The organism is Photobacterium carnosum (genome assembly GCF_021236965.1).
GTDB classification, from domain to species: Bacteria; Pseudomonadota; Gammaproteobacteria; order Enterobacterales; family Vibrionaceae; genus Photobacterium; species Photobacterium carnosum.
This window is the reverse complement of the sequence record NZ_WMDN01000024.1, coordinates 1-13202: the sequence shown is the minus strand read 5'-3', so window position 1 is coordinate 13202 and position 13202 is coordinate 1. Positions and strand designations below refer to the sequence as shown.

Below are 13202 nucleotides of genomic sequence, written 5' to 3'. Positions count from 1 at the left end.
GAGGCAATATGGCAGCGATAACCTTTCACTTGGATGTAGTCAGTGCTGAGAAACGTTTGTTTTCTGGCCGTGCTGAAAGTATTCAGGTAACTGGTAGCGAAGGTGAACTCGGTATTCATGCCGGTCACACGCCGTTGTTGAGTGCGATTACTCCCGGTATGGTGCGTATTATTAAGCAAGGCGGCAAAGAAGAAGTTATTTATCTTTCTGGCGGCATGCTTGAAGTACAACCTGGTATCGTAACCGTACTTGCTGACACTGCTATTCGTGGTATTGATTTAGATACTGCGAAAGCTGAAGAAGCAAAGCGCCAAGCTGAAGAGAGAATTCATAATCAGCATGGTGATATCGATTTTGCCCAAGCAGCCAGTGATCTAGCAAAAGCAATTGCTCAGCTACGCGTTATTGAATTGACCAAGCGTGCCCGCTAGTCATTTAATAGCCGCATTATAAAAAGCGACCTTAGGGTCGCTTTTTTTATATGAAAAATAATAATAACAATAGGCTATGATGATAAATATTCTGGTTTGTTTTTAAATAGACAGCAGTAAACGTTATTTATAACGTATTTTTTAATGAGTTATTTTTTAATTAAAACATGCAGATCATCTTAACCCTATGTGTATCTACAGGTACAATAGGAATATATAAACATATATGCATTCAGAGGAATATTCATCATGAGCTTTAGTGCTGTAATTCTTGCCGCGGGCAAAGGCACCCGTATGTACTCTAACTTACCTAAAGTGCTTCATACCCTTGCTGGTAAGCCAATGGTTAAACATGTTATCGATACCTGTAATGATATTGGTGTAAGCAGCATTAACCTTGTTTATGGTCATGGCGGCGATGCCATGCAGCAAGTGTTAGCTAGCGAAAATGTTAATTGGGTACTACAAGCGGAACAACTTGGTACGGGGCACGCGGTTAATCAAGCAGTACCAAACCTTGCTGATGATGAGAAAGCATTAATCTTATATGGTGATGTACCGCTCATCAGTGCACAAACACTAGAAAACCTCCTTGATGCTCAACCTAGTGGTGGTATTGCGCTACTTACTGTTGTACTCGCTGACCCAGCGGGCTATGGTCGTATTATGCGTCGTAATGGTCCGGTAGTGGCGATTGTTGAAGAAAAAGATGCCACGGAAGAGCAAAAGCTAATTAAAGAAATCAATACTGGGGTGATGGTTGCCAATAGTGGCGATCTTAAACGCTGGTTATCTTCACTTAAGAATGAAAACGCCCAAGGTGAATATTACCTGACTGATATTATTGAGATTGCCCATAACGAAGGCCGCGCTGTTGAAGCTGTGCATCCTGCGTTAGCGATTGAAGTTGAAGGGGTGAATAATCGTGTTCAATTAGCGCGTCTTGAGCGTGCATTCCAAGGCATGCAAGCTGAACGATTATTAGAACAAGGGGTGATGTTACGTGACCCTGCTCGATTTGATCTACGTGGTTCGCTACAGTGTGGAACTGATGTTGAAATCGATGTTAACGTGATCATTGAAGGTAGCGTTAGCATTGGTGATAACGTGATTATCGGTGCTGGCTGTGTGCTTAAGAACTGTGAAATTGATGATAACAGTATCATTAGTCCTTATAGCGTGATCGAAGGTGCTATCGTTGGTGAAGCCTGTACTGTTGGTCCATTTGCACGTTTACGTCCAGGTACTGAATTAATGACTGGCGCTCATGTGGGCAATTTCGTTGAAATGAAGCAAGCGCGGTTAGGTTTAGGTTCAAAAGCGGGACATCTGAGCTATTTAGGTGATGCTGAAATTGGCGCTAACGTAAATATTGGTGCCGGTACGATCACTTGTAACTATGACGGCGCGAATAAGTTTAAGACTGAGATTGGTGACAATGTATTTATCGGCTCTGATACTCAGCTAATTGCACCAGTTAAGGTTGCAGCTGGCGCAACCATTGGCGCAGGAGCAACGATTAATCGTAATGTTGGTGAAGATGAGCTTGTGATCACTCGTGTCCCCGCTCGTACGATTAAAGGTTGGAAACGACCAACCAAAAAATAGGCTTATTCTATAACTGAAAATATGTCAGTTTAACGCCTTAAAAATTATTAAGCAGAGCCTAAGCTCTGCTTTTTTATGGCTGATTTTTAGGTGTTAGTTCATGTTTTAGTACTAACAGGATGACTTATTCACTGCGTTATTTTGTGATGAAAATTATTTAAAGAGTATTGCAGGATCCTTTTTAGTGGCGTTATACTAGTTTCAATTCGAAATTTATTGTGTTGTTTAACCTTCATGTCGAAACGTAATACTCAGCAACGTCGTCATGCTATTGCCGTTATGGTCACTGAGCTAGGCGAAGTTAGCGTTGATGTTTTAGCCCATCACTTTTCCACTTCAGAAGTTACTATTCGTAAAGATCTCGCTGCCTTAGAGGTAACGGGCTCATTGTTGCGTCGTTATGGTGGCGCGATTGCGATGCCGACTGAAATTGTTACCACTGAGCAAACAGAACAAGTTTCAGTGTGTAAGTTAGCTATCGCTCAAGCCGCTGCCGATCAAATTCGCGATCATCATCGAATTATTATTGATAGTGGCAGTACCACTGTCGCATTAATTCCCTTGCTGGGTAGCAAGCAAGGTTTAATCGTAATGACCAATGCCCTGCAAGTTGCTAATGCCCTTAATGAACTTGAAAACGAACCAACGTTATTAATGACTGGTGGTACGTGGGATCCCCATTCTGAATCCTTTCAAGGCCAAGTCGCAGAATCCGTATTACGTTCATATGATTTTGATCAGCTCTTTATTGGGGCTGATGGGATTGATGTTGCGCGTGGCACTACAACCTTTAATGAATTAATGGGCTTAAGTCGAGTGATGGCAGAAGTGTCACGTGAAGTGGTGGTGATGGTCGAATCAAATAAGGTAGGCCGTAAGATCCCCAATCTTGAACTCGCGTGGCAAGGAGTTAGCACCTTGATCACCGATGATGGTTTAAGTGATAACGATAAAGTAAGTATTGAACAACACGGGGTACGAGTGATTCGTGCCATCGTAAAAGCATAACCTCAGAATAACCAAAGCAGCAGTAAAGGAATTATTATGTGTGGAATAGTGGGTGCAGTAGCGCAACGTGATGTCGCTGAAATTCTAATTGAAGGTTTACGCCGTTTAGAATACCGCGGTTATGACTCTGCAGGGATTGCGATTGTAGATACTGATAATGTACTCCAGCGTGTACGTCGATTAGGCAAAGTACAAGAGTTAGCTAATGCGGTTGATAGTATGCCTTTAAGTGGCGGTACTGGTATTGCACATACTCGCTGGGCGACTCATGGCGAACCTTCTGAAGCTAACGCCCACCCGCATATTTCAGGCCAACATATTGCTTTAGTCCATAATGGCATTATTGAAAACCATCAAGCATTACGTGAATTATTGCTTGAGCGTGGTTATGTCTTTAGCTCGCAAACGGATACTGAGGTGATTGCGCATTTAGTGGATTGGGAATTACGCTCTGCTGAGACTTTACTTGAAGCTGTTCAAAAAACGGCATTGCAATTGCGAGGCGCATACGGAACCGTAGTGATGGACAGTCGTGATCCGGAACGGATTGTTGTTGCTCGCTCAGGCAGTCCATTAGTGATTGGGCTTGGCGTGGGTGAAAACTTTATCGCCTCAGATCAATTGGCATTATTAAACGTTACTCGCCGCTTTATGTTCTTAGAAGAAGGTGATGTGGCTGAAGTGACACGTCGCACAATTTCAGTCTTTGACGGTAATGGTCAAGCGGTTGAACGAGTAGTGAATGAATCGACAGTAGAGCATGATGCTGCTGATAAAGGCCAATATCGACACTATATGCAAAAAGAGATCTTTGAACAGCCAAGTGCATTGATCAACACCATGGAAGGTCGAATTAGCAATGATCATGTGATCGTTGAAAGTATTGGTAGTGATGCCACTATGATCCTCGATAAAGTAGAACATATTCAGATCATTGCTTGTGGCACCTCATACAATGCTGGCATGGTAGCACGGTATTGGTTTGAATCGCTTGCGGGTGTCAGTTGTGATGTCGAGATAGCTTCAGAGTTCCGTTACCGTAAATTTGTCACTCGCCCCAATAGCCTGTTGATCACCTTGTCTCAATCAGGTGAAACGGCAGATACTTTAGCGGCATTGCGCTTAGCCAAACAAAAAGGCTATATGGCAGCGATGACGATTTGTAATGTCGCGGGTTCATCATTAGTGCGTGAATCTGATTTAGCCTTTATGACGCGTGCTGGTGCTGAAATTGGGGTTGCATCGACCAAAGCTTTTACTACTCAGCTGGTGGCATTATTGATGTTAGTGACAGCATTAGGTAAACAGCAAGGTAGTATTGATCGCGTTAAAGAACAACAAATTGTGACTGCGTTGCAGCAATTGCCGACTCAAATTGAAAAAGCATTGGCATTTGATAAACCGATTGAAGCGTTAGCTGAAGATTTTGCTGATAAACAGCATGCGTTATTTTTAGGTCGCGGTGAGTTTTATCCGATTGCAGTTGAAGCGTCATTGAAACTTAAAGAAATTTCTTACATTCATGCAGAAGCGTATGCGGCGGGTGAGCTTAAACATGGTCCGTTAGCGTTAGTGGATGCTGAAATGCCAGTGATTGTGGTGGCTCCGACCAATGATTTGCTTGAGAAATTAAAATCAAACATTGAAGAAGTGCGCGCCCGTGGTGGGTTACTGTATGTATTTGCTGATAGCGAAGCCGGCTTTGATGATTGTGAGGGTATGAAGATCATTACAATGCCTAAAGTGGATGAGATTATTGCCCCTATTTTTTACACCATTCCAATGCAGTTACTGGCTTATCACGTTGCATTGATTAAAGGTACTGATGTTGATCAACCACGTAATCTGGCTAAAGCCGTCACTGTTGAATAAAACGACTGAGTTATAATTTTCGTCATCAAGAAGGTGCTATTAATGGCACCTTTTTTTATGGTTGTAATTAATATGTGAGGTCTAGTTATATTGGCATGAGTAACGATTTTTTTGCGAAATAGGAATAACGCTCTTAAAAATCACGAACTGCAATTCAAAATAAAAATCAGCGTGATACTTAACTGTTAATTGTCTGATTTTTGTTTAGTTATAGATTGAAAAACTTGGCGTATCATCTGCAAGGGTTGTTAGTAGTAGTTACTAATGCTAACAACGGTTTTGTGGAGTAAATGATGGTTGATAGTAAACAAGAGATGGCGCTACGGATCAAAGAAGCGCGAGAATGGAAAGGTTTAACTCAAGTCTATATGGCACAGCAGTTGAAAGTGGCTCGCCAAACCTATTTGGATTTAGAAACAGGGAAAACAGAACCTAAAGTACGTCTCTTAATGGAAATATCAGAGCTAACAGAAAGACCATTAACGTGGTTTATTTATGGTGATTTAGGATTAGATATTATTGAGAGTGAGTACAAAGAAGAGATCGATAAATTAGTGCAGTGTTTTGGTTGTTTACCCCATTCTGCGCGGCAAATTATTTTACAGCAAAGCATTCAATTAGCACAATTTATGACGGAATATACGCGTACAATTACCCATCGTCGCTGATAAACCATTGCTAAATAAAAAGCAGCACTAAGGCTGCTTGATATATAGCAGATGTTGATATTATTGGGCGAGAAAGAACTTATATGCCGTGCTGTCAGTCTCATCATGCCAATGATAACCCAATTTACGTAGGTGACTGGTAAACGAGAGTAAATCGTGATCAGCTAACTCAAAGCCACATAACACTCGGCCATAATCAGCCCCATGGTTACGATAATTAAATAAACTAATATTCCATTGGCTGCCTAAGGTTGATAGAAACTTAGCCAGAGCGCCGGGATATTCTGGAAATTCAAAACTGTACAGGCGTTCTTGTAAGGGTTTTGATGGTCGTCCACCAATCATATAACGCACATGCACTTTGGCTACCTCATCATCAGACAAATCCATCACCGGATAACCCCCTTGATGTAGATCGGCAATTATTTGATCCAATTCAAGTTGTCCTTGCAGTAAGCGTACCCCGACAAAGACATTGGCTAATTTACTGTCGTTATAGCGATAGTTAAACTCGGTGACTGCTCGCCCGCCAATAAGGTGACAAAATTCAAGAAAGGCCCCAGGGCGTTCAGGAATAGTGACCGCTAATAACCCTTCACGTTTTTCACTTAGTTCACACCGCTCAGAAACATAACGTAAACCATGAAAGTTAAGGTTAGCCCCTGATAAAATTGCCGCTAAATGACGTTGTTGTAATTGTTGCTGCTCAGCGTATTTTTTTAAGCCCGCCAGTGATAATGCTCCTGATGGTTCAGCAATCGCGCGTGTGTCTTCAAAGATATCTTTTACTGCGGCACAAATTTCATCACTGCTTACTGTGATCACATCATCAAGATATTGTTCACATAAACGGAAAGTTTCATTGCCGATGCGTTTAACAGCAACGCCATCAGCAAACATGCCTACTTGATCAAGGGTGACAGGTTGTCCTGCATCTAGGGCTGCTTTTAAACAAGCGGAATCTTCTGCTTCTACACCGATAACTTTAATTTCCGGTAACAGTTGTTTGAGTAATACTGACACTCCCGCCGCTAAACCGCCGCCGCCAACAGGCACAAACACATAGTCTAAATGACCATTTTGTTGTACCAATTCAATCCCAATCGTACCTTGGCCAGCAATAATAGCCGGATGATCAAAGGGTGGAATAAAGGTATAGCCATGTTGCTGGGCAAGCATTTCAGCGTGAGTTTTCGCTTCATCAAAGTTGTTACCATGCAAAATTACGTTACCGCCAAAACCCCGCACCGCATCAATTTTAATATCAGGCGTAGTACGCGGCATGACGATAGTGGCATTGACCCCGAGTTTTTGACTCGATAATGCCAACCCTTGTGCATGATTCCCCGCTGATGCCGCAATGACTCCCGCTTGGCGCTGAGATTCTGTCAGTTGGGTCATCATGTTATAAGCACCGCGCAGTTTAAAAGAATGTACGGGTTGGCGATCTTCACGCTTGAGCTGAACATGATTATTGATGCGAGCGCTGAGGCGAGTCATGCTTTGTAATGGTGTGACTTGCGCGACTTCATAGACTGGCGCCCGTAAAATATTACGTAAATAGTCGGCACCGCTAAGTAAATATTGGTCGCTAGCGAGTTTGATATTGGCCATCATATTATCCTTCTAGCTTGGATTTATCACGTACCGCGCCTTTATCAGCACTGGTCGCAAGTAGCGCGTAAGCTTTAAGTGCTAATGACACCTGACGGACACGATCAACCGGTTTCCAACCTCGTTGATCTGCATCAGCGCGACGACTAGCAAGGATGGCATCGTCGATTAATAAGTTGATACTGCGATTAGGAATATCAATTGCGATCATATCGCCATTATTGATAAGGCCAATTGTACCGCCACTGGCGGCTTCCGGTGATACGTGACCAATAGATAAACCGGAAGTACCACCAGAGAAACGTCCGTCAGTGATTAGAGCGCATTCTTTACCGAGTCCCATTGATTTTAAATAGGTGGTTGGATACAACATTTCTTGCATCCCAGGGCCACCCTTTGGTCCTTCATAGCGGATCACAACCACATCACCCGCTTTGACTTTACCACCAAGAATACCTTCAACCGCAGTGTCTTGGCTTTCAAATACCACCGCGGGTCCGGTAAAGGTTAAGCAGTTTTCATCAACGCCTGCGGTTTTAACGATACAACCATCAAGGGCCATATTGCCGGATAATACTGCTAGTCCACCTTCGTCGCTAAAGGCAAATTCTCGGCTACGAATACACCCATGTTGACGATCATCATCCAAGGTGTCCCAGCGGCAATTTTGTGAAAATGCTTTGGTGGTACGAATACCCGCAGGGCCTGCACGGAAGAAATCTCTGACTGCTTGGGATTGGGTTTGGACAATATCGTAATGGCGTAGGCTTTCGGCAAAGGTTTCACCCAAAATATTATGACATTGGTTGTGGAACAGTCCGGCGCGATCAAGTTCACCTAAAATACTGTACACCCCACCCGCTCGGTGAACATCTTCCATATGGTATTTCGGCGTTGACGGCGCAACTTTACACAGTTGTGGCACGCGACGTGACATTTGATCAATATCAGCCATGGTGAAATCAATTCCACCTTCTTGAGCCGCGGCCAATAAGTGCAATACGGTATTACTTGAACCACCCATCGCGATATCAAGTGCCATCGCATTTTCAAACGCTAATTTGTTGGCAATATTACGTGGTAATGCGGTGGTATCATCTTGTTCGTAATAACGTTTAGTCAGTGCAACAATACGTTTACCGGCATTAATGAATAGTTGCTCACGATCGGCGTGTGTCGCTAACATTGAACCATTACCCGGTTGGCTTAAACCTAACGCTTCGGTTAAACAGTTCATTGAGTTAGCGGTAAACATTCCCGAACAGGAACCACAGGTTGGGCAGGCGGATCGTTCGATCTGTTCGCTTTGTTCGTCAGAAACGGAAGGATCCGCACCTTGGATCATCGCATCCACTAAATCGAGTTTGATCACTTGATCTGAAAGTTTAGTTTTTCCTGCTTCCATTGGGCCACCAGAAACAAAAATCACCGGAATGTTTAATCGCAATGATGCCATTAGCATTCCGGGGGTAATTTTGTCACAGTTAGAAATACACACCATTGCATCAGCACAATGGGCATTGACCATGTATTCAACTGAGTCGGCAATGAGTTCGCGGGATGGCAATGAATACAGCATACCGCCATGACCCATTGCGATACCGTCATCAACGGCGATGGTATTGAATTCTTTGGCGATCCCGCCTGCTTGTTCAATTTGCTTGGCCACCAATTGCCCGAGATCTTTTAAGTGTACGTGGCCCGGTACAAATTGAGTGAATGAGTTCACCACCGCAATAATCGGTTTACCAAAATCTTCGTCTTTAACCCCAGTTGCGCGCCATAATGCACGTGCGCCTGCCATATTTCGGCCATGGGTTGTTGTTGCTGAACGATACGTAGGCATAGCAATAAAATCCTTTTTAGTTCAGCCATCATAGCGATGGCTGATGTCATTAATTAATTTAATCGACGCAGTTACTTAGCTGGGTATACGTAGTCTAACCAACCCCATTTGTCGTCAGTTTCGCCATTAAATAAGCCAAAGTAATCGGTTTGTAGTTGGTGAGTGATTGGTCCGCGTTTACCTGCTCCAACCGAGATCTGATCAACACTGCGTACGGGGACAATCTCAGCGGCGGTGCCTGTCATGAATACTTCATCGGCAAGGTAGAGTGCTTCTCGAGCTATATTTTCTTCGCGTACTTCATAGCCACGTTCTTTGGCGAGCACCATAATGGTGTCGCGAGTAATACCCGGTAAGATTGCACTGGTGGTTGGTGGGGTTGAAAGGACGCCGTTACGGACCACGAAAATATTTTCACCTGCACCTTCTGAAAGGTAACCGTCAACACTTAGCGCAATCCCTTCTGCATAACCGTGGCGACGGGCTTCACTGCCAACAAGCAATGATGATAAGTAGTTACCACCAGCTTTAGCTGCGGTTGGAATGGTATTAGGTGCCGCGCGGTTCCAGCTTGAAATCATTGCATCGACACCATTTTCTAACGCTTCTTCACCTAAATATGAACCCCATGGAAAGGCCGCTACAATCAGATCCATAATGGTATCAACCGGAGGGCAGACACCTAAACCTACATTACCAACATAGCCTAATGGGCGAATATAGGCCGAATCGAGTTTATTGACGCGAATGGTTTCACGGCAAATTTCCATCAGTTGATCGCAGTGATAAGGAATTGGGAAGCGATAAATTTTGGCCGAATTAAGTAACCGTTGCATGTGTTCTTGATGGCGGAAAATTGCCGGTCCTTTGGGGGTGTTGTAACAACGAATGCCTTCAAAAACAGAAGTGCCGTAGTGCATTGCATGGGTAAGAACGTGAACATTCGCTTCCGCCCAAGGAACGATATTACCGTTAAACCAAATAAAATCAGCTGTGTTTGCCATGACGAGTTCCTTTCTTAAAATTTAATCCAAATTTTCGATTTGTGAGGTGATAACGGTGGTTACATCCCAGAGTTTTTCTATTTGATTGATCAGAATGCTAATCGGACGATCACTATCAACAATAATTGCAATGGTGGCGATATTGCTATGATGGTTTTGGGTCGCATCCACTTTTTTGATCACAAATCCACGGTGGCGAATCACCCGTAAAATACGTTCAAGTAATACTGGTTTATCGTTAGCTTTGATGTCGAGTAAATATCTATCCATGATTTACGTGTTCTCCAGCATGTCTTGATTGGCAGCGCCCGGTGGTACTAATGGCCATACATTTTGTTCTTCATCAATCATCACGTGCAATAAATAGGCGCTGTCGCTAGCGAGCATTTCAGCCAGTGCTGGTGCGACTTCCTCTTTGCGGGTGATGGTTTTACCAGGAATATCAAACGCCCGCGCCAGCATTACAAAGTCAGGGTTATCATCCAAAATCGTCTCGCTATGGCGACCATCAAAAAACAGCGATTGCCATTGACGCACCATGCCTAAGCGTTGGTTATTAATCAGTACCATTTTGACTGGAATTTGGCGGCGTTTAAGAGTGCCAAGTTCCTGTACATTCATCATAAATGAGCCATCACCGGAGATCAGTATCGATTGAGAATCAGGGCGTGCAACACTGGCTCCCATCGCGGCGGGTAAGCCAAAGCCCATAGTGCCAAGTCCAGCCGAAGTGATGTAGTTTTGTGGCTCACGCGGTTGAATATGTTGTGCCGCCCACATTTGGTGTTGCCCTACATCGGTCGAGACTATGCTGTTATCGGGCATCATGTCTGACAGTTGTTTTAGTAATAGTGGCGCATAAATTAATTCACCCGGATGGTCGTAGCGCCATTTACCAATGTGGCGTAAATGTTCGCTATGGGTTAACCAGCGACTGATGTCTTGTCCTAGTTCAAGCTGCGGTAAAATAACATTAATATCACCACGCAACGGTGCGTTGGCATAGCGTAATTTATTAAATTCAGCTGCATCAATATCAATGTGGATCACCTTCGCGAGAGGGGCAAAGGTATCCAATTTTCCGGTAACCCGATCATCAAACCGCGCGCCAACAACGATCAATAAATCAGACTCTTGTACAACTAGATTTGCCGCTTTAGTGCCATGCATTCCTAGCATTCCAAGGTAATGCGGATCGTGACGGGCGACTGAACCTAAACCTTTGAGGGTGCTGACTGACGGCATTGGGTTGAGGGTTAGAAATTGGCGCAGGGTTGCGGTTGCCTTAGCAATTTGAACACCGCCGCCAACATATAAAACGGGTCGCTGACATTGAGCTAATAACTGTTGTGCCACTTCGATAGCGGTAACAGAGACTATCGGTAATGGTGGCGGAGTGACGCTAGGCAATACTGTTGTTGGTGCCGTAGCCAACTGTACATCTTTAGCTATATCAACAATTACTGGCCCTGGACGACCACTTTGGGCCACCACAAAAGCCTCTGCTAATGTCGGTGCAAGATCGTTAATGTCCGTCACCAAATAGCTGTGTTTAGTACATGAAAGTGACATTCCAATCACATCCATTTCTTGGAAGGCATCAGTACCAATGTGTGAGCTGGCGACTTGACCTGTAATGGCGACTAAAGGCACTGAGTCCATTAAGGCATCGGCTAAGCCCGTGACCAAATTGGTTGCACCGGGTCCTGATGTTGCCATGCAGACGGCAACACTTTGGGTTGATCGTGCCATACCAATTGCCGCCATCGCTGCCCCTTGCTCATGGCGACATAAAATATGCTCAACATCACCATCATAAAGTGCATCATAGATGGGCATGATCGCGCCTCCCGGATAGCCAAAGATGGTTGTTATTCCCTGCTGCTGCAGCGCTTGTACGACTAACTCTGCCCCTGTCATCGCTGCTCCTTGTGTGTGGTTAAAATGCGGATTTAAATTCGTTGATTTAAAAAAGCCCCCGAACTTTTCAGTGCGGGGGCTTTTTTGTGTCTTGGTCGCGTTAACTTACGCCTGCACATCCCCTGCGCGGTGAAATAATCACCACGATGACATTAATAATGAGTATTAGGGATGTTGCTGTTATGCGCATAATTGTCCAACTTTTATTGTTTAGTTGTTGCTATATATAAGTGGTAACACGGATCTCTGTCACATGACAAGAAAAAAATCTGGTTTTATTAGTAAATTCGCAGCATTAATGGTGCTTTGATGTAACACCGTATATAAATTTCATTAACCCAATGGTGTAAGTTGCCAGTCAATGGAGTCATCAATGACACTTGCTATTGTTCATAGTCGAGCTTGTGTGGGCGTAGAAGCCCCACCAGTAACCGTTGAGGTACATTTAAGTAATGGGATGCCAAGTTTTACATTGGTTGGTTTGCCTGAAACGACCGTAAAAGAAGCCAAAGATCGGGTTCGTAGTGCGATTATTAATGCCCAATTTGAATTTCCATCACGGCGTATTACGGTTAATTTAGCCCCTGCTGATTTACCTAAAGAAGGAGGACGATTTGATTTGCCTATTGCCCTTGGTATCTTGGCCGCTTCTGGGCAAATTCCTACTGATCGATTAGCACAATATGAGTTTATTGGTGAGTTAGCATTATCAGGCGATTTGCGTGCAGTGAAAGGCGCATTACCTGCGGCATTGGCAGTATTGAAAGCCAAACGTTGTTTAATTGTACCGGATCAAAATGGTGATCAGGTGGCATTAGTGGCACAAAAACAACATAAATCAGCCCCTTCTTTGTTAGCGGTCTGTGGTTTTTTATGTGGCCAGCAACAGTTGCAATTACATCTTCAGCCACGGGTGATAACCCCATCAGTAGAGGTTAATGACCAACGTGACATGCAAGATATAATTGGTCAGCAACAAGGTAAACGGGCGTTAGAAATCGCGGCAGCAGGTAGTCATAATCTATTATTATTGGGCCCACCAGGTACGGGTAAAACAATGTTGGCATCTCGATTGCGAGATTTATTACCACCAATGACTCATCAAGAAGCCATTGAAACTGCAGCGGTTGCTTCTTTGACCCAGCAATCCTTGCACCAAGGTAATTGGCTTAATCGTCCTTTTCGGACGCCACATCATTCAAGTTCAATGGCAGCCTTAGTTGGCGGAGGA

The 13202-nt window shown here is 44.0% G+C and carries 11 protein-coding genes; 6 read left to right on the top strand and 5 right to left on the bottom strand.

The features are described 5' to 3' along the window. Nucleotides 1-8 precede the first annotated feature (8 nt). From GLP24_RS16775 to GLP24_RS16755, 5 genes are all read left to right on the top strand, one after another. Nucleotides 9-431, top strand: coding sequence for a F0F1 ATP synthase subunit epsilon (locus GLP24_RS16775; protein ID WP_101769692.1), 423 nt, complete (start codon nt 9-11; stop codon nt 429-431). A 249-nt stretch (nt 432-680) separates the two neighbouring features. Continuing rightward, nucleotides 681-2039: a bifunctional UDP-N-acetylglucosamine diphosphorylase/glucosamine-1-phosphate N-acetyltransferase GlmU gene (gene glmU, locus GLP24_RS16770; protein WP_232577890.1), complete on the top strand. Its 1359-nt coding sequence runs from the start codon at nt 681-683 to the stop codon at nt 2037-2039. 234 nt (nt 2040-2273) lie between these two features. Further along, entirely contained in the window at nt 2274-3047 is a 774-nt protein-coding gene (locus GLP24_RS16765) for a DeoR family transcriptional regulator (protein WP_232576243.1), read from the top strand. Between the two features lie 36 nt (nt 3048-3083). Continuing rightward, nucleotides 3084-4919 (top strand): glutamine--fructose-6-phosphate transaminase (isomerizing), encoded by a 1836-nt coding sequence (glmS, locus tag GLP24_RS16760; protein WP_232616289.1) that lies wholly within the window; start codon nt 3084-3086, stop codon nt 4917-4919. Between the two features lie 293 nt (nt 4920-5212). Continuing rightward, nucleotides 5213-5587 carry a helix-turn-helix transcriptional regulator gene (locus tag GLP24_RS16755; RefSeq protein WP_152654199.1) on the top strand — a complete coding sequence of 125 codons (375 nt, stop codon included), beginning with the start codon at nt 5213-5215 and terminating at the stop codon, nt 5585-5587. 60 nt (nt 5588-5647) lie between these two features. Here GLP24_RS16755 and ilvA read toward each other — a convergent pair whose 3' ends face one another. The 5 genes from ilvA to ilvG all read right to left on the bottom strand — a co-directional run bounded on the left by ilvA (nt 5648) and on the right by ilvG (nt 11971). After that, on the bottom strand, nt 5648-7201 hold the full coding sequence (gene ilvA / locus GLP24_RS16750) for a threonine ammonia-lyase, biosynthetic (protein WP_232598940.1): 1554 nt from the start codon (nt 7199-7201) through the stop codon (nt 5648-5650). Nucleotides 7202-7205: 4 nt separating this feature from the next. Further along, nucleotides 7206-9047, bottom strand: coding sequence for a dihydroxy-acid dehydratase (gene ilvD / locus GLP24_RS16745; RefSeq protein ID WP_232616288.1), 1842 nt, complete (start codon nt 9045-9047; stop codon nt 7206-7208). A 71-nt stretch (nt 9048-9118) separates the two neighbouring features. Beyond that, nucleotides 9119-10051: a branched-chain-amino-acid transaminase gene (gene ilvE, locus GLP24_RS16740; RefSeq protein ID WP_152654196.1), complete on the bottom strand. Its 933-nt coding sequence runs from the start codon at nt 10049-10051 to the stop codon at nt 9119-9121. Between the two features lie 21 nt (nt 10052-10072). Further along, complete coding sequence (gene ilvM / locus GLP24_RS16735; RefSeq protein WP_152654195.1) at nt 10073-10321, bottom strand: acetolactate synthase 2 small subunit; 249 nt, start codon at nt 10319-10321, stop codon at nt 10073-10075. Between the two features lie 3 nt (nt 10322-10324). Then, a complete protein-coding gene (gene ilvG, locus GLP24_RS16730; protein WP_232616287.1) occupies nt 10325-11971 on the bottom strand; it encodes an acetolactate synthase 2 catalytic subunit in 1647 nt (548 codons plus the stop codon). Nucleotides 11972-12344: 373 nt separating this feature from the next. Here ilvG and GLP24_RS16725 point away from each other — a divergent pair. Continuing rightward, on the top strand, nt 12345-13202 hold an 858-nt coding region (locus GLP24_RS16725), incomplete at its 3' end, for a YifB family Mg chelatase-like AAA ATPase (protein WP_232577885.1).

Bases quoted from the DNA above. Each gene is read 5' to 3' on its own strand.
- ilvA (WP_232598940.1), bottom strand. From the start codon at position 7,201: ATGGCCAATATCAAACTCGCTAGCGACCAATATTTACTTAGCGGTGCC.
- ilvD (WP_232616288.1), bottom strand. From the start codon at position 9,047: ATGCCTACGTATCGTTCAGCAACAACAACCCATGGCCGAAATATGGCA.
- glmU (WP_232577890.1), top strand. From the start codon at position 681: ATGAGCTTTAGTGCTGTAATTCTTGCCGCGGGCAAAGGCACCCGTATG.
- ilvG (WP_232616287.1), bottom strand. From the start codon at position 11,971: ATGACAGGGGCAGAGTTAGTCGTACAAGCGCTGCAGCAGCAGGGAATA.
- GLP24_RS16775 (WP_101769692.1), top strand. From the start codon at position 9: ATGGCAGCGATAACCTTTCACTTGGATGTAGTCAGTGCTGAGAAACGT.
- ilvE (WP_152654196.1), bottom strand. From the start codon at position 10,051: ATGGCAAACACAGCTGATTTTATTTGGTTTAACGGTAATATCGTTCCT.
- glmS (WP_232616289.1), top strand. From the start codon at position 3,084: ATGTGTGGAATAGTGGGTGCAGTAGCGCAACGTGATGTCGCTGAAATT.
- ilvM (WP_152654195.1), bottom strand. From the start codon at position 10,321: ATGGATAGATATTTACTCGACATCAAAGCTAACGATAAACCAGTATTA.
- GLP24_RS16755 (WP_152654199.1), top strand. From the start codon at position 5,213: ATGGTTGATAGTAAACAAGAGATGGCGCTACGGATCAAAGAAGCGCGA.
- GLP24_RS16765 (WP_232576243.1), top strand. From the start codon at position 2,274: ATGTCGAAACGTAATACTCAGCAACGTCGTCATGCTATTGCCGTTATG.